This window comes from Streptomyces sp. NPDC058457, assembly GCF_042720695.1.
Taxonomy (GTDB): domain Bacteria; phylum Actinomycetota; class Actinomycetes; order Streptomycetales; family Streptomycetaceae; genus Streptomyces.
The window spans coordinates 59,051-79,280 of the sequence record NZ_JBHXLU010000035.1 but is presented as its reverse complement, the minus strand read 5'-3'; the positions used below and the strand labels follow the sequence as shown (position 1 = coordinate 79,280).

Annotated in this window: 22 protein-coding genes; 9 read left to right on the top strand and 13 right to left on the bottom strand. The window is 72.3% G+C overall.

Going from position 1 to position 20,230, the window contains the following annotated elements:
* The first annotated feature begins 369 nt into the window (after positions 1-369).
* Together ACFWPS_RS26335 and ACFWPS_RS26330 are read left to right on the top strand one after the other, a co-directional pair.
* Complete coding sequence (locus tag ACFWPS_RS26335; RefSeq protein ID WP_383708645.1) at positions 370-1,362, top strand: 3-hydroxyacyl-CoA dehydrogenase NAD-binding domain-containing protein; 993 nt, start codon at positions 370-372, stop codon at positions 1,360-1,362.
* Positions 1,362-2,255: a 3-hydroxyacyl-CoA dehydrogenase gene (locus ACFWPS_RS26330; RefSeq protein WP_383708643.1), complete on the top strand. Its 894-nt coding sequence runs from the start codon at positions 1,362-1,364 to the stop codon at positions 2,253-2,255. Before ACFWPS_RS26335 ends, ACFWPS_RS26330 begins: the two co-directional genes overlap by 1 nt.
* A gap of 68 nt (positions 2,256-2,323) precedes the next feature.
* Here the strand turns inward: ACFWPS_RS26330 and ACFWPS_RS26325 are convergent, their stop codons facing one another.
* From ACFWPS_RS26325 to ACFWPS_RS26310, 4 genes are all read right to left on the bottom strand, one after another.
* Positions 2,324-3,046, bottom strand: a complete 723-nt coding sequence (locus ACFWPS_RS26325; RefSeq protein WP_383708641.1) for a hypothetical protein — start codon at positions 3,044-3,046, stop codon at positions 2,324-2,326.
* Complete coding sequence (locus tag ACFWPS_RS26320) at positions 3,036-3,611, bottom strand: DUF6114 domain-containing protein (protein ID WP_383708639.1); 576 nt, start codon at positions 3,609-3,611, stop codon at positions 3,036-3,038. Before ACFWPS_RS26320 ends, ACFWPS_RS26325 begins: the two co-directional genes overlap by 11 nt.
* An 87-nt stretch (positions 3,612-3,698) precedes the next feature.
* On the bottom strand, positions 3,699-4,322 hold the full coding sequence (locus ACFWPS_RS26315; protein WP_383708637.1) for a DUF6230 family protein: 624 nt from the start codon (positions 4,320-4,322) through the stop codon (positions 3,699-3,701).
* A 169-nt stretch (positions 4,323-4,491) separates the two neighbouring features.
* Positions 4,492-4,947: a MarR family winged helix-turn-helix transcriptional regulator gene (locus ACFWPS_RS26310; protein WP_383708635.1), complete on the bottom strand. Its 456-nt coding sequence runs from the start codon at positions 4,945-4,947 to the stop codon at positions 4,492-4,494.
* A 113-nt stretch (positions 4,948-5,060) separates the two neighbouring features.
* Here ACFWPS_RS26310 and ACFWPS_RS26305 point away from each other — a divergent pair, with 113 nt between their 5' ends.
* Together ACFWPS_RS26305 and ACFWPS_RS26300 are read left to right on the top strand one after the other, a co-directional pair.
* Positions 5,061-6,095 (top strand): aldo/keto reductase, encoded by a 1,035-nt coding sequence (locus ACFWPS_RS26305; RefSeq protein WP_383708633.1) that lies wholly within the window; start codon positions 5,061-5,063, stop codon positions 6,093-6,095.
* Positions 6,092-7,216, top strand: coding sequence for a Gfo/Idh/MocA family protein (locus ACFWPS_RS26300; protein WP_383708631.1), 1,125 nt, complete (start codon positions 6,092-6,094; stop codon positions 7,214-7,216). The genes ACFWPS_RS26305 and ACFWPS_RS26300 overlap by 4 nt, the downstream gene beginning before the upstream one ends.
* A gap of 28 nt (positions 7,217-7,244) precedes the next feature.
* Here ACFWPS_RS26300 and ACFWPS_RS26295 read toward each other — a convergent pair whose 3' ends face one another.
* From ACFWPS_RS26295 to ACFWPS_RS26275, 5 genes are all read right to left on the bottom strand, one after another.
* A complete protein-coding gene (locus ACFWPS_RS26295; protein ID WP_383708686.1) occupies positions 7,245-8,387 on the bottom strand; it encodes an LLM class flavin-dependent oxidoreductase in 1,143 nt (380 codons plus the stop codon).
* A 58-nt stretch (positions 8,388-8,445) separates the two neighbouring features.
* Positions 8,446-9,630 (bottom strand): SfnB family sulfur acquisition oxidoreductase, encoded by a 1,185-nt coding sequence (locus ACFWPS_RS26290; protein WP_383708629.1) that lies wholly within the window; start codon positions 9,628-9,630, stop codon positions 8,446-8,448.
* A 4-nt stretch (positions 9,631-9,634) separates the two neighbouring features.
* Positions 9,635-10,192, bottom strand: a complete 558-nt coding sequence (gene ssuE / locus ACFWPS_RS26285; protein WP_383708627.1) for an NADPH-dependent FMN reductase — start codon at positions 10,190-10,192, stop codon at positions 9,635-9,637.
* 38 nt (positions 10,193-10,230) lie between these two features.
* Positions 10,231-11,352: a dimethylsulfone monooxygenase SfnG gene (gene sfnG / locus ACFWPS_RS26280; protein ID WP_383708626.1), complete on the bottom strand. Its 1,122-nt coding sequence runs from the start codon at positions 11,350-11,352 to the stop codon at positions 10,231-10,233.
* 135 nt (positions 11,353-11,487) lie between these two features.
* Complete coding sequence (locus ACFWPS_RS26275; protein ID WP_350786652.1) at positions 11,488-11,565, bottom strand: putative leader peptide; 78 nt, start codon at positions 11,563-11,565, stop codon at positions 11,488-11,490.
* Positions 11,566-11,708: 143 nt separating this feature from the next.
* On the opposite strand from ACFWPS_RS26275, the gene ACFWPS_RS26270 reads away from it, so the two are divergent.
* Positions 11,709-12,605, top strand: coding sequence for a LysR family transcriptional regulator (locus tag ACFWPS_RS26270; protein ID WP_383708624.1), 897 nt, complete (start codon positions 11,709-11,711; stop codon positions 12,603-12,605).
* A 134-nt stretch (positions 12,606-12,739) separates the two neighbouring features.
* Here ACFWPS_RS26270 and ACFWPS_RS26265 read toward each other — a convergent pair whose 3' ends face one another.
* A complete protein-coding gene (locus ACFWPS_RS26265; RefSeq protein WP_383708623.1) occupies positions 12,740-13,210 on the bottom strand; it encodes a MarR family winged helix-turn-helix transcriptional regulator in 471 nt (156 codons plus the stop codon).
* A gap of 81 nt (positions 13,211-13,291) precedes the next feature.
* On the opposite strand from ACFWPS_RS26265, the gene ACFWPS_RS26260 reads away from it, so the two are divergent.
* From ACFWPS_RS26260 to ACFWPS_RS26250, 3 genes are all read left to right on the top strand, one after another.
* Positions 13,292-14,359: an LLM class flavin-dependent oxidoreductase gene (locus ACFWPS_RS26260; RefSeq protein ID WP_383708621.1), complete on the top strand. Its 1,068-nt coding sequence runs from the start codon at positions 13,292-13,294 to the stop codon at positions 14,357-14,359.
* A 4-nt stretch (positions 14,360-14,363) separates the two neighbouring features.
* Entirely contained in the window at positions 14,364-15,104 is a 741-nt protein-coding gene (locus ACFWPS_RS26255) for an NADPH-dependent F420 reductase (protein ID WP_383708620.1), read from the top strand.
* Between the two features lie 258 nt (positions 15,105-15,362).
* Positions 15,363-17,090 carry an alpha/beta fold hydrolase gene (locus ACFWPS_RS26250; protein WP_383708619.1) on the top strand — a complete coding sequence of 576 codons (1,728 nt, stop codon included), beginning with the start codon at positions 15,363-15,365 and terminating at the stop codon, positions 17,088-17,090.
* Positions 17,091-17,136: 46 nt separating this feature from the next.
* On the opposite strand, the gene ACFWPS_RS26245 is transcribed toward ACFWPS_RS26250, so the two are convergent.
* Both ACFWPS_RS26245 and ACFWPS_RS26240 read right to left on the bottom strand, forming a co-directional pair.
* Complete coding sequence (locus ACFWPS_RS26245; protein WP_383708618.1) at positions 17,137-18,327, bottom strand: beta-ketoacyl-[acyl-carrier-protein] synthase family protein; 1,191 nt, start codon at positions 18,325-18,327, stop codon at positions 17,137-17,139.
* Positions 18,328-18,379: 52 nt separating this feature from the next.
* Entirely contained in the window at positions 18,380-18,559 is a 180-nt protein-coding gene (locus ACFWPS_RS26240; protein WP_383708617.1) for a hypothetical protein, read from the bottom strand.
* A 317-nt stretch (positions 18,560-18,876) separates the two neighbouring features.
* Here ACFWPS_RS26240 and ACFWPS_RS26235 point away from each other — a divergent pair, with 317 nt between their 5' ends.
* Positions 18,877-19,401 (top strand): helix-turn-helix domain-containing protein, encoded by a 525-nt coding sequence (locus ACFWPS_RS26235; RefSeq protein WP_383708616.1) that lies wholly within the window; start codon positions 18,877-18,879, stop codon positions 19,399-19,401.
* Between the two features lie 75 nt (positions 19,402-19,476).
* Here the strand turns inward: ACFWPS_RS26235 and ACFWPS_RS26230 are convergent, their stop codons facing one another.
* The gene (locus ACFWPS_RS26230) at positions 19,477-20,211 is read right to left on the bottom strand and encodes a LuxR C-terminal-related transcriptional regulator (RefSeq protein WP_383708615.1); all 735 of its coding nucleotides are present in this window, start codon (positions 20,209-20,211) and stop codon (positions 19,477-19,479) included.
* Positions 20,212-20,230: the final 19 nt, after the last annotated feature.

The following is a 20,230-nucleotide window of genomic DNA, read 5'->3' as shown; positions in this document are numbered from 1 at the left end:
ATGGGGTCAGTACGAACGACGCTAGGAGGCGGCGGAGTCACAGCCACTGGGCGCGGAACACCACGTTTCCGCTCGATTTGGTGCTCCTGCACCAAATCGGGGTGAGCCGACCGCGCGGCGGATCCGGCGTCGGCACTTGCTGCCGGCCCTCAAGTACCGGAGGCAGCACAGCCGTTGCCCGGCGCGGGAGCCCCGGGCGCCGCGGCGGGCCGCCGGCCGCGTGCCCTGTACCGCGGTACCAAGAACCCGCCCGAATCCTGGGCGCGCAGCCCGATGCGCCGGCGCTCCCCCGGGCCGAGGGTTGTCCCGTGGCCGCCGCGCGGTCGCCACGCACCCTGCGTGGCCAACGATCAGGAGCAGTGATCAGCCATGACATCGCACAGGTCCGTCCACCGCGTGGCGATCGTCGGGACCGGCACCATCGGTGCCAGCTGGGCGACGCACTACCTCGTCCGTGGCTTCGACGTCACGGCGACCGACCCCGCGCCCGGCGCGGAAACGGCCCTGCGGTCGTACGTGGCAGGCGCGTGGGACGCGGCCGCCGCGATCGGGCTCGCGCCCGGCGCCTCGCCCGACCGCCTTGGATTCACCCCGGACATGCGGCAGGCCGTCGCGGACGCCGACTTCGTCCAGGAGAACGCTCCCGAGCGCCCTGAGCTCAAGGTGAAGCTGTTCGCCGACCTCGACGACGCCACACCGCCGGACTCGATCATCGCGTCGAGTTCGTCGGGCATCACGATGAGTGACATCCAGGTCGACTGCCGGCATCCGGAGCGGACCGTCATCGGCCACCCGTTCAACCCGCCGCACGTCGTCCCCCTGGTCGAGGTCGTCGGCGGCACGAGGACCGCCCCGGAGACGGTCCGGGACGCCATGGCGTTCTACGCCGCGATCGGCAAGAAGCCGATCCACCTGAAGAAGGAGCTTCCCGGGCACGTCGCCAACCGCATCCAGGCCGCGCTGTACCGCGAGGTCGTGTACCTGGTCCAGGAGGGCGTGCTCGACGTGGCCGACTCCGACGACGCGGTGTCCTGGGGGCCGGGGCTGCGCTGGGGTGTCATGGGCCCGCACCTGCTGTGGCACCTCGGCGGCGGCGAGGGCGGCATCCAGCACTTCATGGACACCCTCATGCCGCGCATGGTCGAGTCCTGGGGGCAGCTGGGCACCCCCGAGTTCACGCCCGAGCTCAGGGACACGATCGTGAGCGGGGTCCTCAAGGAGGCGGACGGCCACTCGGTCGACGAGCTGTCCGCCGGCCGTGACGCCATGCTCGCGGCCCTGCTGGCCGTGCGCGCGCAGCACGACCCGTCCGGACCGCCGGCCGGGACCCGGACCGGACCGGGCGCGAAGGAGGCAACGTGATGGACGACCGGGACACACTGTTCGTGCTGGAGGCCAGCGGCGGCGGCCGCCTGTTCTCCGTGCTCCCCGACGGCTCCGACAAGACGGTCCTCGTCACCGGGTGCCGGATCCCCGACGGCGTCGCCGTGGACGCCGGTGCCGGGTACGTCTACTGGACGAACATGGGCGTCCCGGCGGAGAACGACGGCTCCGTCGAGCGCGTGGACCTGGACGGCGGCAACCGGACGACGATCGTCCCCGACGGTGCCACGCACACCCCGAAGCAGCTCCACCTCGAAGCCACCGACCGGAAGCTGTACTGGAGTGACCGCGAAGGCATGCGCGTGATGCGCTGCGACCTGGACGGTTCCGACGTCGAGACCCTCGTCCGGACCGGCGAGGGCGAGGACGACCGCCGGGACGAGACCAAGTGGTGCGTGGGTGTGGCCGTCGACCCCGTGGGCGGACACCTCTACTGGTCCCAGAAGGGTCCGAGCGACGCGGGACTCGGCAGGATCCTGCGGGCCGGCACCGTCCTGCCCGCCGGGCAGACACCGGACCGGCGCGACGACGTGGAGGTGCTGTTCGAGGGCCTGCCGGAACCGATCGACCTGGAACTCGACCCCAGGGCACGGGCGTTGTACTGGACGGACCGCGGGGACCCGCCGAGGGGCAACACCGTCAACCGGGCCTCGCTGGACCCGCCGGACGGCCGGTGGACGTCCGAGATCCTCGTGACGCACCTCATGGAGGGCATCGGCATCGCCCTCGACCCGGACGGTGACCGCATGTACGTGACCGACCTGGCCGGGACCGTCTACGCGGCCGGTCTCGACGGATCGGACCGGCGGGAGATCCTCGTCGCGCAGGGCAACCTCACGGGCATCGCCCACGCCGTCCTGCACAAGGGGTGAGAACCGCGCCGGAAGACTTCGGGACATCGACGCCAAGGCCGTGAGGAGCCTCGCGGGCCCGTCCGGTGTCACGCTCTGTGCGGTCCCCGTGCCGTCGTCCGCAGCTGCGGGCCCTTGATGGACAGCCGGCCACCGAACTGGGCGATCTGGGAGGCGGTCGCCCCGGCGAGGGTGATGGTGCGGGTACGGGCGAGCGGGTGCGAGAGCCAGTGGGGTACGGCGTCGGGAGTGACCGTGACGGTGCGGTCCGCCGGGAGCGGGCCGCCGCCGAGGCCCGTGACCCGGCCGGTCAGTCTGCGGACGTAGAGGGTCGCCACCCCGCCGGCCCCCTGCCCCTTGAACGTGGAGGTGGTCGCCGGCCTCGCCCGCAGACGCATCGCCGCACGGCCCCGGCCCGCCGTCAGATCGAGGTTGACGGCGTCCAGCGACCGTACGGTGAACTTCAGGGCCCGGACGGTCCCGGCCCCGGTGCGCACCGAGACCACCCCGCGGAACCTCGCGCCACGCAGTACGAGCCGGTCGGCACGGAGCACGCAGGGGCCCTTCGCGGGACGAACCGGGGGCGCCGAACCGAGTCGCGAGCCGGAAGCGCTGCCTGCCGCCCCCGGTACGTCGAGGTGCAGGAGCACGGCCACGCCGACCACGGCCAGCGCACCCGCGAGGGGCCGGGCCGCGCGGCGGAGCCAGAGACCGGCCGTACGCGGGCGGTGCGGGTGACGGTGTCCGTCATGGCGCCCGGGGCGGCGCTCGCGGGAGTGCGCGGTACTGCCGGTGCGCGGGTCAGGAGCCACTGCGCCCCTCTCCCGCCGCAGCCGTCGCAGCCGCCGTTTCCGCCGTGCCCGCCGCAGCCGCCGCAGCCGCCGCAGCCGCCGTGTCCGTCGTAGCCGACGCGGCCATCTGGTCGGCGGGCGCGGTCGACGGATCGTCGGGCGCGGTCGACGGATCGTCGGCCGGGGGCGGCAGCCAGGCGCAGGCCAGGGAACCGCCGATCAGACCGGAGGCAACGCCGAGGAACAGGCCGCCGAAGTTCGCGACGGGGAAGGAGACAAGGGCGAGCAGGAGGGTGGCGATCCCGGCGAACACACGGAGATGGGGGCGGCAGCAGAGCGCGACGCCCAGGACCAGGAGCAGGGTTCCGATCACCAGCGACCCGGCGCCGGACGTGGTCGACAGGGCGAGCGGAATCCCGCCCAGGTTCAGGTTCGCGTAGGGCCAGTAGAGGATGGGCAGACCGGCGGCGAAGGTGAACAGCCCGGCCCAGAAGGGACGTTCGCCACGCCAGTTACGGAACCTGCGCCAGAACTCCGGTGCCCTGGCGAGCAGTTCACGTCCGCTGCCGAAAGGGTTGGTGATCACGCGTCCTGTCCTGATGAGTGGGGTTGCGGTCCCGCGAGGAGGTGGCGGACCCGGGCGTGCGGCCCCCGTGCACAGTGGCCACCGGGGTCAGAAGCATGAGTGGTTGCCCTGTTCGACCCGCAGTCGCAGGCCCGGAATGTTGAAGGTGCCGGCGGAGACCGCGACCGCGGTCACCCGGACGTCGTTCAGGGTGGTCGACAGCGACTGCTGGGCGACGCCGTCGGGGTCGAAGAAGCGCGAGTTCCGGTCCCCGGACCTGATCGGGCCCTTGGTGACGGCTCCCTGCGCGACGCCGATGTCGAGGCCGCCGAAATTCGCCTCACCGACCGACTCGCTCGTCGCGTCGATGAACAGGTTCGAGGCCTCGGCCGGCCGGCCGGTACCGCCGGTGAGCCGCAGAGTCTGTGTGCCCAGCACCGGGACGTCGACGACGACGGACTGGCACAGCCCGTCGACGGTGGCGTGCCGGAAACCGGAGACCACGACGGGTACGAGCTGGTGTTCCCTCGTCACGTCGACCATGCCGTAGAGGCTGAACCCGCGGGCGGTCAGTTTGTCGGCGGCGACCTGGAACTTCTGCCCGGAGATGAAGAACGAGGCGGCGAGCACGCCCTGCGCCATGGCGATGCCGACGGTCGCGCAGGCGGCGACGCCGGGCACCAGAACGACCGCGAAGCGTCTCCAACGGGTTCTTCCGGCGCGGTGCGACATCCCGTCTCCTTCGGTCGTGAGGTGGACCCGCCCATGCCGACGAAGCAGCAGATGCCCCGTTTGCCCGGTGATGGATCCTAGGCTCCCGGCCGCACGAACCGACCGCACGCCAGGCCCGCCGGACGAGTGACGCAACTTCTGCTGCTCTCTTCGGGCGACGAGGTCCCGGCTACAGCCGACGGAGCACGGAACTCAGCGTCTCGGCCTCCTCCGCGGAGAGCCGGTCCGTGAAGTGGCGGCGCACCGCCGCTTCGAGAGCGGGGTGCACGGCGGCGATGATCCGGCGCCCGGCGTCGGTGAGGGTGACGGTGACGCCGTCGCCGCGTTCGCGGGCGACGAGTCCGCGCTTGCCCATGCGGGTGAGCTGATGGGAGATACGGGTGCGGTCCCAGCCCAGCGAAGCGGCGAGCTCGCTCTGACGCAGGGCGCCGCCCGCCTTGTCGAGGTTGACGAGGATCGTCAGGTCGGGTTCGGACAGGCCCGCCGCCTCGGCGGTGTCCGCGACCACCCGGGTCCGGACGAGTTCATGGGCGCGCTTGAAGGCGGACCAGAGCTCGACGGGCTCTGGCACGACGCCGTCGACCGGCTCGTCCGGCCCGGCAGCCCCGGCCCTGGGCGTTGACATATCAACAGACCTCTTCCTAGTGTTGAGATATCAACGCTAACAGGCGGCGGTGGCCGCCAGGCCCGCGGCACCCGTGTGTGCCGCGCCCACCTCGCACGCCCGCAGAAGGAGTTATGCGAACCCGACCCCTTGGAACCGGCGGCCCGCAGCTCGCCCCGCTCGCGCTGGGCTGCGCCGGCATGTCCGACGACACCACCCCCGCCGACGAGACGGACGCCGTCGCCACGATCCGTACGGCCCTCGACGCCGGCGTCACCCTCCTCGACACCGCCGACTTCTACGGCATGGGCCACAACGAGGACCTCATCCGCCGCGCCCTGCGCCCCGGCGACCGTGAGAAGGCGGTCCTGAGCGTCAAGTTCGGCGGACTGCGCGGCCCCGCCGGAGCCTTCGTCGGCATCGAGGGCCGCCCCGCCCACGTCAAGAACGCGCTCGCCTACTCACTGCGCCGCCTCGGTACCGACCACGTCGACGTCCACCGCCCCGCCCGCCTCGACCCCGGCACCCCGATCGAGGACACGGTCGGCGCCGTCGCCGAGCTGATCCGGGCCGGGTACGTGCGCCACATCGGCCTCTCCGAGGCGGGGCCGGGGACCATCCGCCGTGCCCATGCCGTCCATCCGATCCACGATGTGCAGATCGAGTACTCCCTGTTCAGCCGCGGGCCCGAGACCAACGGCATCCTGGACACCTGCCGCGAGCTGGGCATCGGCGTCACTGCCTACGGGGTCCTCGCGCACGGCCTGCTCACCGGCGCCTACCGGCAGCCCGCCGGCGGCGACCCGCGCGCCCACTGGCTGCCCCGCCTCCACCCCGGCCACCTCGCCGCGAACCTCGCCCTGGTCGACCGGCTGCGGCCGCTCGCGGACGCGCGCGGCATCACCGTCGCGCAACTGGCCGTCGCCTGGGTCCTCGCCCAGGACCGCGGGCACGACGGCGTCGTGGCGGTCGTGGGCGCCCGCCGGCCGCACCGGGTCGAGGAGGCCCTGGCCGCGGCCGGCCTCCGCCTGACCGACGCGGAGCTCCGCACGATCGACGCGGCCGTCCCGGCCGACGCGGTGGCCGGAACCCGCTACGCCGCGCCCCTCATGGCCCTGCTGGACAGCGAGCGCGGCCCGCGGCCGCAAGGAGAGGTCTCCGCATCATGAACGCATCCGCATCACTCCTCGCCGAGCGGGCCCGGTCCGGGAAGCCGATCGGCGTCGGGATCATCGGACTCGGCGCAGCCGGCAGCTGGGCCGCGCGCTCGCACCTGCCGGCTCTGCGCGCCGTCCCGGGATACGAGCTGAGGGCGCTGAGCACGAGTTCGAAGGAATCGGCGAAGCGCTCCGGACAGGTGCACGGGGTGCCCCGCGCCTTCGGGTCGGCCGCCGAGCTGGCCGCCTGCGACGAAGTGGACCTCGTGGTCGTGGCGGTGAAGGTGCCGCACCACCGGGAACTGACGCGGACGGCGCTGGACAGCGGCAAGAGCGTGCTGTGCGAGTGGCCGCTGGGCAACGGGCTCGCGGAGGCGGAGGACATGGCCGGGCAGGCGCGGAGCCGGGCCGTGCCGACGGTGGTCGGCCTCCAGGCGCGCTCGCACCCGGCCGTCGTCCACGCGCGCCGTCTGGTGGCCGACGGCTACGTCGGGGAGGTGCTGTCCACGACGGTCGTGGGCTCCGGCGGGGCCTGGGGCGCGACCGTGGGTCCCCGTGATCACTATGTCCTCGACGCCGCGAACGGCGCGACGATGCTGACCATCCCCTTCGGCCACCTGCTCGACGGACTCGCGTCGGTCCTGGGCGAGCCCGAGGAACTGCGGATCCGGACGGCCTCGCGCCGTACGTGGTCCGTGGACCGGGAGAGCGGACAGCGTGTGCCCATGACGGCCGCGGACCAGGTGGTGGCCTCGGGACGGCTGCCGGGCGGCGCGGTGGCCACCGTCCACTACCGCGGCGGCATGTCCCGGGGCACCGGCTTCCGCTGGGAGATCAACGGCACCGCGGGCGACCTCGTCCTCACCGCTCCCCTCGGCCACCTCCAGCTCGGCCCGGTCGCCCTCGAAGGCGGCCGCTCCACGTCCACCGGCCTCGCTCCGCTGCCGGTGCCCGAATCCCTCGTCCGCGTCCCCGGCCTGGACGCCCGGGCCGATGCGCCGGCCTACGCGGTCGCCCACGCCTACCGGCAGTTCCTGGACGACCTGCGCACCGGCGGCACACCGGTCGTGCCCGACTTCGTGCACGGCGCCGCCCGGCACCGCAGTATCGAATCCGGCCTCACCGCGGCCTGACGGGGCGGCCGCCGCCGAGCCGCAACCCTCAGGACGCGAACGGCACCTGTGCCGACGGCACTTCGCCCTTCCCGGCGGGGTGCCGCCACACGCCCTCCGCGGCCAGCCGGGGCAGCACCCCTTCCCCGAACCAGTACGCCTCCTCCAGATGCGGGTACCCGGAAAGGACGAACTCCTCGATTCCCAGTCCGGCGTACTCCTTGATCCGCTCGGCGACCTCGTCGTGGGAGCCGACCAGGGCGGTCCCGGCGCCACCGCGTACCAGCCCGATGCCCGCCCACAGGTTGGGGTGGATCTCCAGCGCGTCCCGCCGGCCGCCGTGCAGGGCCAGCATCCGCTGCTGCCCCTCGGACTCGCTGCGGGCGAGCCCCGACTGCACCGACCGCACGGTCTCCGGGTCGAACCCGTCCAGCAGCCGGCCTGCCTCGGCCCACGCCTGCTCGGAGGTGTCCCGGGTGATGACATGCAGCCGGATCCCGAACCGCAGGGTGCGCCCCTGCTCCGCCGCGAGCCCCCGGATCCAGGCGATCTTCTCGGCGACCTGGGCCGGCGGCTCCCCCCAGGTCAGGTACACGTCCACGTAGCGGGCCGCGACCTCGCCCGCGACCGGCGAGGATCCCCCGAAGTACACCTCGGGCACCGGCTCCGGAACCCGGGCCAGCCTGGCGTCCTCGACCCGGAGGTGCTCCCCGTCCAGATCGACCGTCCGGCCCGCCCACAGCCCCCGAACGACCTCCAGGAACTCACCGGTACGGCGATACCGCGCGTCCTTGTCGAGAAAGTCCCCGTAGGCCCGCTGTTCGTGGCTCTCGCCGCCGGTCACCACGTTGAGCAGCAGCCGTCCGCCGGTCTGCCGCTGGAAGGTGGAGGCCATCTGCGCGGCGAGCGTCGGCGAGACGAACCCCGGCCGGAAGGCGACCAGGAACTTCAACCGCTCGGTGTGCTGGCTGACCATCGCCGTGGTCAGCCACGCGTCCTCGCACCAGGCACCGGTCGGGGTGAGCGCCCCCACGAAGCCGAGGTCCTCCGCGGCCCTGGCGATCTGGCTCAGATAGGCGACCGTCGGCGGCCGGTCCCGTCCGGAGGCCGTCGCCGGGGTGCCGTGGCCGCCGCCGACGACATGCCGGCTGTCCCCGTTGGTGGGCAGGAACCAGTGGAAGGTGAGGGACACGAGGCGTTCTCCGATCACGAGAGTCCGTGTGGGGGGGGCGAGGCGCGTGGCGGGGCGGCTAGAGCAGGCCGTGGCGGGGCGGCAGGGTGCCGTTGAGGACGTACCGGCCGATGTGCTGGATCTTCCAGCGGGTCGGATCGTGCAGGGTGTGGGTCCGGGCGTCCCGCCAATGCCGGTGCAGATTGAGGGAGTTGAGGGCCGAGCGGGTGCCGGACAACTCGAAGAGCGCCCCGGCGACGGCCACGGCCGTCTCGGCCGCCTGCACCTTCGCGGCGGCCACGGCGATCGACGCCTCGGCGGCCGACGCGTCGGTGAGCCGGGCACCGGCCGCGTCGACCGCACGGGCGGCCTCCCGCAGCAGGGCCTCGGACGCCCGTACCTGGACGTCGAGTTCACCGAACCGCTGGATCAGCAACGGGTCCTCGGCGGCGGACTCCACCCCGCTCTCGAACCAGGGGCGGCTCCTGGTCCGTACGAACTCCACGGCCTCGGCCAGCGCTCCCCGGGCGATCCCCACGTCGATCGCCGCGTGCAGCAACTGGGCCACCGCGCCGTGGAGTTGGGGCCCCTGGAAGGTCAGGTGGTGCGGCAGCACGCGGTCGGCGGGCACGGGGACGCCGTCCAGCCGGACGGTTCCGCTGGCGGTCGTACGCTGCCCCATGCCGTCCCAGTCGTCGACGACGGTGAGGCCGGGTGCGTCCCGGGGGACGTACGCCACGTGCAGGTTGTCGCCCTCGGCGCGGGCCAGGACCGGGATCCAGTCGGCGAAGAGGGCACCGGTGGAGTAGTGCTTGACTCCCGTCAGCAGAAAGGTGCCGTCGCCCTGGCGTTCCAGGCGGGTCCTGATGTCCTGGACGTGTTTCGTCCCCGCCTCGGACTGGGCGTTGCCGAAGCGGCTGCCGGCGAGCAGTTCGGCGAAGAAGAACTTCCGCTGGGCCTCGGTGCCCTGACGGCGGATCACGTTGACGTACACGAAGTGGCTCTGCGGGATCTGGGCGAGGCTGCCGTCGGCCGAGCCGAGGAGCCGGAAGATCTCCGCGAGGGTAAGGGCGCTGACGTCGGCACCGCCGTGCTCGGCGGGCACGGTGACGCCCAGCAGGCCCGAGGCCGACAGCTGGTCCGACTCGGCGTGGGGCAGCCTGCGTTCGGCGTCCCGTTCGGCGGCCCCGGCCCGGAACGCGTCGGCCAGGTCCCTCGCCACGGCTAGGGCCTCGGTGTCGTCGGCGATGACGTGGGCGGTCATCGGATCAGCTCGCCGCGGCGAGGACGGGCGTGCGGCCGAGGAGCGCGGCCGAGAACTGGTCGACGACCGGGACGAGGGCCTCGGCGGCGGCCGGCGCGAGGACCAGGGTGCCGTCCTCCTCCACGGTGATGTCCTTGTCGAGGGTGAACCAGCCCTGGACGACATGGGCGGCACCCATGGAGTTGAGGACCGGGCGCAGCGCGTAGTCGATGGCGAGGACGTGCGCGACGGAGCCGCCGGTGGCCAGCGGCAGCACGGTCTTGCCGGTGAGCGCGTACTGCGGGAGCAGGTCGAGGAGGGCCTTGAGGACGCCGGAGTACGACGCCTTGTAGACCGGGGTGCCGACCACGACCCCGTCGGCACGTGCGAACAGCTCGGTCGCCTCGACTATCGCCGGGTGCCGGAAGTCCGCACCGAGCAGGGCCTCGGCCGGGATGGTGCGGACGTCGAGCGGGACGACCTCGTGGCCCTGCGCGGTCAGCCGCTGGTCCAGGTGGCGCAGCAGGCTGCCGGTGCGGGAGGAGGCGGAGGGGCTGCCGGAGACGGACAGGACGGTGGCCATGGAGCTGCCTCTTTCGTGGCTTCGCAGTGGAGGGAGGGTCAGGCGTGGGCCGGGGCGGGCTCGGGCTCGCTGTCCGGGAGCCGGGCCTCCAGTTCACGGATCAGGGGCAGCACCCGCCGGCCGAAGTACTCGACCTCCTCGTGGTAGTGCAGGAAGCCGAGCAGGAAGAGGTCGACACCGAGCTTCTTGTAGGCGACTACACGTTCGGCGATCTGCTCCGGGGTGCCGATCAGGCCGGTGCGGAAGCCGTCGTTGTACTGGACGAGGTCCTCGAAGGCGGAGTCCTGCCACATGCCCTTGCCGTCGGCGGCGGACTGGCCGGCCTGCTTGACGGCGGCGCCGAAGCCCTCGACGGCCTCGCTGTCGGCCTTGGCGATGATCTCGCGGAGGGTGTCGCGGGCCTCGGCCTCGGTGTCGCGGGCGATGAGAAAGCCGTTGAGGCCGAACTTCGGTGCCGTACGGCCCGCTTCGGCGGCGGACCTGCGGACGTCGTGGAGCTGCTCGACTACGCCGTCGAAGTCCTTGCCGTTGGAGAAGTACCAGTCGGAGACGCGGCCCGCCATGGCGCGGGCGGCGGTGGAGTTGCCGCCCTGGAAGATCTCCGGGTGCGGCCGCTCGGGGGTGTTGAGCGGCTTGGGCTTGAGGGAGAAGTCCCGCAACCGGTAGAAGTCACCGGCGAGTTCGGTGTGGTCCTCGGTCCAGATCTGGCGCAGCGCCCGGATGAACTCCTCGGCGCGGCGGTAGCGCTCATCGTGCTCCAGCCAGGGCTCGCCGAGCGCGGTGAACTCCCCCTTGAACCAGCCGGAGACGACGTTCACGGCGAACCGGCCGTCCGAGAGGTGGTCGGCGGTGGCGCCCAGCTTGGCGAGGACCCCGGGGTGCCAGAGACCGGGGTGGACGGCGGCGATGACCTTCAGGCGCTCGGTGGCCAGCAGCAGGGCGAGGCTGAAGCTGGTCGACTCGTGCTGGTACTCGGCGCCGTAGCTGGCCATGTAGCGGACCTGGCTGAGCGCGTACTCGAAGCCGTTGTTCTCGGCGAGGACGGCGAGTTCGCGGTTGTAGTCGTACCCCCAGTCGGTGCGTTGCTCGATCCTGCTGGTGACGAGTCCTCCGCTGACGTTGGGGACCCAGTAGGCGAATTTCACGGGCGCGGCGGGCATGCGGAACTCCTGTTGCGAGTTTCGGGCACGCCGGAATTCAGGGGTGCCAGGCGCGGTGCACGCGGGGGCACGGTGAATTCGGGCGGGAAAAGGGAGAAGGAGAAGAGGAGGGCGCGGCGGATCTCGGTGGGGTGATCAGGCCGCGGCGCAACAGGAGGCGCTGGAGACGCGCGCGAGGTCGACGTGGCGTCGCCGCGTGAGGTCCAGTCGCATCTTCATGCCGTCGATGGTCGCAGTCGGCGCCGACGGGCGTCAAGGAAAACCCGACCGTTCTCGCATCGCGGACCATTGAGTTTCACGAACGTGTGACAGGGAAACCCTTGAACAGGCCCCGAATGGCGGCGCATTCTGCCGGGGTGCGGACCGAACAGCTGGAATACATCGCGGCCGTGACGCGGCTCGGCTCGCTGCGCCGGGCGGCCGACGAACTGCGTCTGTCGCAGCCCGCGTTGAGCGAGACCGTGCGGAACCTGGAGCGGGAGCTGGGCATCGACCTGCTGGAGCGCAAGCGCACCGGCGCGACGATGAGTGCGGCGGGGCAGGAGCTGCTGCCGCACATCGTCCAGGTGCTGGAGGCGGTGGACCGGCTGCGGGTCGCGGCGGGCGAGCAGCACCGGATCAGCCGGATGGTGCGCGTCGGCACGGTCAACGCGGCGACCGTGCCGCTGCTCATCCCGGTACTGCGGGACTTCCGGGCCACACATCCGGTCACCCAGGTCGAGGTGGTGGGCGCCCAGCAGACGGAGATCCACCGGGCCCTCGCCGAGGGCGGTTTCGACCTGGGGCTGGTGAACCATCTCGACGGCGACGACGTGCCCGCCGGTTTCGAGGCCGTCGAACTGCTGCGCGGGCGGCCGGTGGTGTGCGTCCGGCCGGACAGTCCGCTCGCCGGCCGGGCCGAGGTGTCGGCCGAGGATCTGCTCACCGTGCCGCTGATCGCCATGCGCAGCGGCTATGTGATGCACCGCTATGTGCACCGGCTGCTGGCGGACCGCACCCCCGTCTTCTCGTACTCGACGGACGGTGCCGAGATGGGCAAGCTGATGGTCGCGGAGGGGCTGGGCGCGACGGTGCTGCCGGACTTCAGCGTGGTCGGGGACCCGCTGGAGCGCGGCGGGACGATCGTGTGCCGGCCGCTGGCCGGGGACGCCACCGAGGTGGTGCTGATGCTCCAGCGCCGGCGGGCCGAGTCGGTACCACAGGCCGCGCAGGACCTGTACGAGACGTTCGTGCGCCGGGCGGCCGAACTCTGAGCGGCTGCAGCGCCCCAAAGGGGCGCGGGGCTGTATCAGTATGCGGCTCCGCCGCGTGGGCGCGACCAGCCACGACGGCGCGTCGGACGAATGACGGCGCATCGCGGCAATTCCAGCGGAGCGCCTGGCGGGCCTCAGGTGTCGAGCGCGGTCAAGTGGTTCCGCAGCGCCGTGGTGATCTGCTGCGCCGCGGCGAGCTGGTCCGGGGTGAGGGCTGCCACGAACAGCTCCCGTACGGCACGCAGATGAGGCAGGGACGCGTTCCGGAACGACTCCGCGCCCTCGGCGGTGAGTACCACCTCGGCGCCCCGGCTGTCGGTGACGCACTCCTCGCGCCGGATCAGCCCGCGCCGTTCCATCCGGCCGATCTGGTGCGAGAGTCGGCTGCGCTCCCAGCCGACGCGGGCCGCCAGTTCGGAGGAGCGCAGCCGCCGCCCGTCCGCCTCGCGCAGGGCCAGGAGCACGGCGTAGTCGCCCGGCGACAGGGCACTCTCGCGCTGCAGACGTGCCGCGAGCTCGGCGCGGAGCGCTTCCGTCGTCTCGATGAAGTCCCGCCAGATCCGCAGTTCCTCAGCGGAGGGGAATTCCTTCCGTCGCGCCGTCATCGTGCCGCCACTCCCTCTTGTTGACACGTCAATCATATGCGAGCGATGATTGACACGTCAACTACTTGAAGGAGCCCCGTCATGTCCGCCCCCGTGTCCGATCCCGCACCCGACCCCGTACCCGATCTCGTCTTCGGCCTCGACACCTTCGGCGATGTGCCGCAGGACGACTCGGGAGCCCTGGTGTCCGGCGCGCGGGCCATCCGGCAGGTCGTCGACGAGGCCGTGCTCGCGGAGGAGACGGGTGTCGACGTCATCGCCCTCGGTGAGCACCACCGCCCGGAGTACGCGATCTCGACCCCGGAGACCGTCCTCGCCGGTATCGCCACGCGTACCCACCGCATCCGGCTGGCCTCCGGCGTGACCGTGCTGAGCTCCGACGACCCGGTCCGCGTCTTCCAGCGCTTCGCCACCGTGGACGCGCTCTCGAACGGCCGGGCCGAGGTCATCCTCGGGCGCGGCTCCTTCACCGAGTCGTTCCCGCTCTTCGGGTACGACCTGAGCGACTACGACGTGCTGTTCGAAGAGAAGATCGAGCTGTTCGCCAAGCTGCTGGAGGAGAAGCCCGTCACCTGGAGCGGCACCAAACGGGCACCGCTCGACGCCGCCGACGTCTTCCCCAAGACCGAGTCGGGCCGGCTCAGCACCTGGGTCGGGGTCGGGGGCACCCCCCAGTCGGTCATCCGCACCGCCCGCTACGGCTTCCCGCTCATGATCGCCATCATCGGCGGCAACCCGGAGCGTTTCGCGCCGTACATCGACCTCTACCGGCGCGCCGCCGACCAGTTCGGCACGACCGCGCACCCGGTCGGGATGCACTCGCCGGGCTTCGTCGCCGACACCGACGAGGCGGCCCGCGAGCAGCACTGGCCGCACTACCGGGTCATCCGTGACCGCATCGGTGCGCTGCGGGGCTGGCCGCCGGTCCGCAAGGAGGAGTACGAGGCCGAGATCGAGCACGGCTCCCTCTACATCGGCTCCCCGGAGACGGTCGCACGCAAGATCGCCCGTGCCGTCAAGGCGCTCGGCGTCGGCCGCTTCGACCTCATCTACACCGGTGGGGCGCAGTCTGTCAGCGCCCGCCTGCGCGCCGTCGAACTGTACGGCAGCAAGGTGATCCCGATGGTCCGCGACCTCCTCGCCGGCTGACGCCGTGAACGGATCGGAGAAGGCGGAGAAGGAGGCCACCGGCGTGCGTACGGTCGGGATCCTGGGGGCCGGGAAGGTCGGCACCGTGCTGGCGCGGCTGGCCGTGGCGGCCGGCTTCCGCGTGCTGATCGCCGGATCCGGCGACCCCGCCGCGATCGCCCTCACCGTCGAGGTCCTCACCCCCGGTGCCGTCGCGGTCGGCGCCGCGCAGGCCGCGGCGGAGGCGGACGTGGTCGTCCTGGCCCTGCCCCTCGGCAAGTACCGCGGCATTCCCGCCGAAGCGCTGCGCGGCAAGCTCGTCGTCGACGCGATGAACTACTGGTGGGAGGTGGACGGCGACCGCGAGGACCTCACCGACCCGCTGACCTCCTCCAGCCAGACCGTGCAGGCGTACCTGCCCGGAGCGCGGGTGATCAAGGCGTTCAACCACATGGGGTACCACGACCTGGAGGAGGGGGCGCGGCCCGCGGGCACGCCTGGGCGCAGGGCGATCGCGATCGCCGGCGACGATCCGGACGGCCTCGCCACCGTCGCACACCTCGTCGACGCGCTCGGCTTCGACCCCGTCGTGGCGGGCCCGCTCGCCGAAGGGATACGGCTGGAGCCGGGCACCGAGCCGTTCGGCGCGTACGTCGGCGCCGAGGAACTGCGGGCCATGCTGGACCGTTTCCCGGGATCCGACCGCGGACGCGTCGTGACCGCCGCCCGGGCGGCCGCCACGGCATCGGCCGAACCCGCCGTCTGAACACGTGAGCTCAACACATGCGATCAACACATGCGCTCAACACACGTGCTGAGCTCACATACTGAGCTCACGTGCTGAGCTCACGTGCCGCGAGAACGGCTTGCGCTCACGAGCACATCGTCCCGATCGTGCGGTGCGGGCATGGTTCGTCCGCTTCGCCCCCGGTGTTTCGGTACGGTGAGAGCCGCTCCGCGGGCGGGGCCCCGGTCCGGTTCCCGGAGCGCTGACACGGCATTCCGGCCCGGGCAAGGAGACAGCATGCTCTCGGACTCGATCGTCTTCGGCGCCGGGGGCTTCATCGGCCGCTCCCTCGTGGCGGAACTCCTGCGCGGGGGCCACCGGGTGGCGGCCGCCGTGCGCGGTTCCGGCGACGGGCTGACGGCGTGGCTCGACGGACAGGGGGTCGACCGTACCGCCCTGACGGTGGTCAGGGCCGACATCACCGCCCCCGGTCTCGGGCTTCCCGAGGACGGGCTGCCCGGGATCCGCGATGTCTACAACACCGCCGCGCGCTTCGCGTTCGGCATCACGGCGACGGAGGCACGGGCGGTCAACGTGACGGGCGCCGTACACGTGGTCGAGTGGGCGGCGAGCCTCCCGGAGCTGCGGAGGGTGGTCCACATCAGCGGCTACCGCATGGCCGCCGCCGCGGACGGGCGGCCGCCGGACTACCGGCGGCAGGGTGCGTACGAGGCGTCGAAGCAGGAGGGCGACACCGCGGTGCGGGAGCGCGCCCGCGAGCTCGGGGTACCGCTGAGCATCGCCAATCCCAGTACGGTGATCGGGCCGGGACAGTACCTCGGCCTGGCCGAGGTGGTCTCCGGTCTGTGGCAGGGCCGGCTGCGGGCCCTGCCCGGCGGTCCCGGCATCTTCCTGCCGGTCGTGACGCTGGACCACTTCGTCCGGTTCCTGGCCGCTCTTCCGCAGGACCCCGGAAGCGCGGGCCGCACCTACTGGGTGCTGGACGACTCGACCCCCGAACTGCCGGCGCTGGTCGACCTGCTCGCGGAGCACATGGGGGTGCGCCCTCCTCGCCGCTCGATCCCGGTGGGCCTGCTGCGCAGGCTGCCCCGCGCGATCACCAGGGCGGATCCCGAAACCTTGTCGTTCCTGTCGGCCGACCGCTACGACACGGCCTCCGCCCGTGCCCTGTCCGCGGCGCACGGACTGTCCATGGCGCCGGTGCAGGCGGCGCTGCGCCAGTGGGCCGACGACCTGGTCGCCACCCGCTTCGGCCGCTCCGCCCGGTCCCGCAGGCCCTACGGCTTCCACAGCGTGGCGGGTACCCGTACCTGGGTGACGGGAGAGCGGCGGCGCCCCGGATACGTGCTGCTGCACGGACTCCTGCTGAGTGCCGACGCCTGGGCGGGGACGGCGGACCACCTGGAGGCGCCCGCCCTCGCTCCCGACCTGCCGGGCTTCGGCAGGTCGGGAGCGGGCGAGGGAACTCTCGACGACTGGCTCGGCGACCTGCTGCGCCCGGTGGAGACCCGGCCGGTGCTCGTGGCGCACTCGCTCGCGTGCGGCCCCGCACTGCGCTGCGCCGCGGCCCGGCCCGACCGGTTCGCGGCCCTCGTGCTGGTCGCGCCGGCCTTCCTCCAGCGGCCGTCCGCCGCGTCGCTGCGCTCGCCCCTGGGCGTACCGCTGCTGCGCGCGGCTCCCGCCGCCCGCCTGGCCCGTTCGCTCGGCCTGCCCGAAGGGCCCGGCCTGGACGCCCTCGCGCTGGACCTGCGGCGTGCGGGGACGTCACGCCGGGTGGTCGCCGCCGTGCGCGACGCCCACCGGCAGCGTGCCGAACTGCGCCGTGTCCTGCGGGAGTTGCGGATGCCCGTGGACATCGTCGTCGGGTCCGCGGATCCGCTGGCCGAGCCCGTGGACACGCCGGTCACGGTGATCGAGGCCGCGGGGCACTGCCCCCAGCTCACCCATCCGGCCGCCGTCGCACGCCTTCTGGCGTCCTGCCGGGACCGGGCCGCCGCCCGATAGCCGCGGCCCGCCCGGGCGGGGCGTCCACGGCGGGCTCCCCCGTGCGCTACCTCGTGAAGGCGAGGACCACGTTGTGTCCCCCGAATCCGAACGAGGTGGACAGGGCCGCCCGGACGGGTGCCCGGCGCGGTCCGCCGGACACCAGGTCCAGCTCGATCCCGTCCGACGGCTTCTCCAGGTTGCGGACCGGCGGGACCATACCGTGCACCAGGGTGAGGACGGTGAACACGGCCTCGACCGCGCCGGAGGCGCCCAGGAGATGGCCGGTGGCCGACTTGCAGGCGGTGACCGCCGGATGCGGGCCCACGGCCTCCCGTACGGCCCTGGCCTCGGTGACGTCGCCCACGGGCGTGCCGGTGGCATGCGCGTTCACATGGTCGATGTCGGCCCCGGTGAGACCGGCGTCCCGCAGCGCCGCCCCGATGGCCCGCGTCTGGCCCTCCACGGCGGGGAGCGTCACGTCGTACGCGTCGGACGTGACACCCGCGCCCGACAGGGTCGCGTGCACGTGCGCGCCGCGGCTCCGCGCGAAGTCGGCGCGCTCCAGTACGACCATGCCGGCCCCCTCGGACATGACGAACCCGTCGCGTTCCCGGTCGAACGGCCGGGACGCCAGGTCCGGGGCGTCGTTGCGCAGGGAGAGGGCGCGCATCCGGGCGAACGCGCCGAGTGCCAGCGGGTGCAGGCAGGCGTCCGTTCCGCCCGCGACGACCACGTCGGCTCGGCCGGAGCGGATCAGCAGCGTGCCGACCGCCAGTGCCTCCGCGCCGGACGCGCAGGCGCTGGTCGGGGCGTGCGTGCCCGCCCGGGCTCCCAGCAGCAGTCCGACCGCCGCGGCACTGCCGTTGGGCATCAGCATGGGCACGGTGTACGGGGAGATGGCGCGTGGGCCCCGTTTCTCGAGCCGGTCGTCCTGTTCGAGGAGGGTGAGCCCGCCGCCGATGCCGGTCCCCACGACCACCGCGAGCCGTTCGGCCTCGACCTGCGGCTCGCCGGCGTCGGTCCACGCCTCCCGGGCCGCCACCACCGCGGCCGCCTGACTGCGGTCCAGCCGCCGCCGCTGGATCCGGTCCAGCCGGGCGGCGGGGTCCTCGCACATGCCTCCGGCGATACGGACGGGCAGCTGTTCGGCCCAGGGGGTGTCCAGCCGGGACACGCCGGACCGGCCGGACAGCAGCGCCGCCCAACTGGACGGAACGTCACCGCCGAGCGGGGTGGTCACTCCGAGACCCGTCACCAGCACATCGGTACTCGGGGGTGAGCGCCGGCCGGCCTGGGGCCGGTTCACTTCAGTGGTCGCGGGCAGCATGACGGGTTCCTTCCGCGCGGTGTTCCTGTCTCTTGCCTTGTGTCGCCGGCGGGAGGTCCCCCGGCGTCTCCCGGGACGCCCGGGGAAGTCCGGCCGTCACCAGCGCCATGATGGCGATAAGCAATTCCCCGGCAGTGAGAATATCTTCGGCGTTTTCCATGCCTTTCCCGGCACCTTCGAATATCGACCGCATTCTTGAACGCATCCGCCCGGAGAAATCTACTCGCCCGAAAGGGTCCGGCGCTTCACTCTTTTTCACGAGATCGGGGCAGGTCAAGGGGCCCCACAAAGGACCATTAGGATGATTAACAGCCCGCCACCTGTCTTATTTTATGCAGATAGCCAGGCGGCGCCCACTCTAATGCAGTTGTTGCAGCGATGCTTGGACCCACTGCATAGTGAGGTAGTAATGCCGCAGGGGGAGCGAAGCCAACAGGGCCCGCATTATTCCATCCATCCGAAAGGGGAAGTCAATTCGTGCCTCAATACAGTGAGGGGCAGTTATTCTCAGCCACCCAGGACGTACGTGTCCTGCGCTGGCCGGTCGAGGTGCAGGAACTGGAGCAGTTGCGGCGCCGGGGAACCCTCCGGCTCCTCGTGGTGGAGAACGGCGCGACCCCGCCGGTACCGAGCGACTCGCGGGAGGACTGGATCCGGGCGCCGGTCAGCCGCGCCGACTTCGCCGCCCGGGTCGCGGCACTCCGGGCCAGAGCCGGCACACACCGGATCCCGGTCCTCGACCAGGACGGGCTGCTCCGGTACGGCAGCCGGATGGTACCCGTGTCGGCGACCCAGATGAACCTGCTGCAGCCGCTGGTCGAGCGGTTCGGCACCCTCGTGGCCCGGCACGAGCTGATCGCCCTGCTCCACGCGCGGCGCGGCACGGCCAGCCAGAACGCCCTGGACCTGCACATCATGAGAATCCGCCGCAAGGTGGTCTCCCTCGGGCTGCGCGTCAGGACCGCCAACGGACGCGGATATCTCCTCGAATCGAGCGACTGATCTTCACAACAGCCAACGAAACGAGCCCTGTTGAGCGCCATGCGCTCAACAGGGCTCGCGCGGAGCACCGCAGGCTCACTGGAGCGCCCCCGGAGCGTGGTCGCCGGTCCGCTGCCGTACGGGCTCCGGGCCGGGCGGCGCCATGAGGCCCGTCCGATAGGCGTGGATGACCGCGTGCACGCGGTTGCGCAGGCCGAGTTTTTCCAGCAGCCGTTGCACATGGGATTTCACGGTGTTTTCGCTCAGCACCAGCTCCGCGGAGATCTCCGTATTGCTCAGCCCCTGGGCCAGCAGCCCGAACACCTCCCTCTCCCGCCGGGTCAGCGACCCGATTCCCGCCGCCCCCGCCGCCGGGACGCCAGGGAATTCCGCGGCCTCGGGAAACCGGCCGCCGCAGCCCGCCGCAGGGCCCTCCTCGTCGAAGAAGATCCGGTACCCGGCCGCCACGACGTGAATGGCGGAGAGCAACTGTTCCGGGGTGACTCGGTGGAGTACGACTCCGTGCACTCCGGCCCGCAGGGCGCGCCGCGCACCCGGGCTTCCCTCGTGGGCCATGAGCAGGACGCCGGGCCCGCTGCCGCCGCAGCACTCGGACAGTTCGTCGACCAGTTCCACAGCGTCGGCCGGGCCCGCAAGGGCGCCGGCAAGCAGCAGATGCGGTCGGAGTTCGCGGGCCTTCCCCACCGCGCTCGCACGGTCGGACACCTCGCCGACCACCTCGATACCGCCGTCCTCGTCGAGGACGGACCGGATTCCGGTGCGGGCGATGGACCGGTCGTCCACCAGCAGGACCCGGATCGGTGAGTTCATCGCTGTCCCCTCCCCTCCC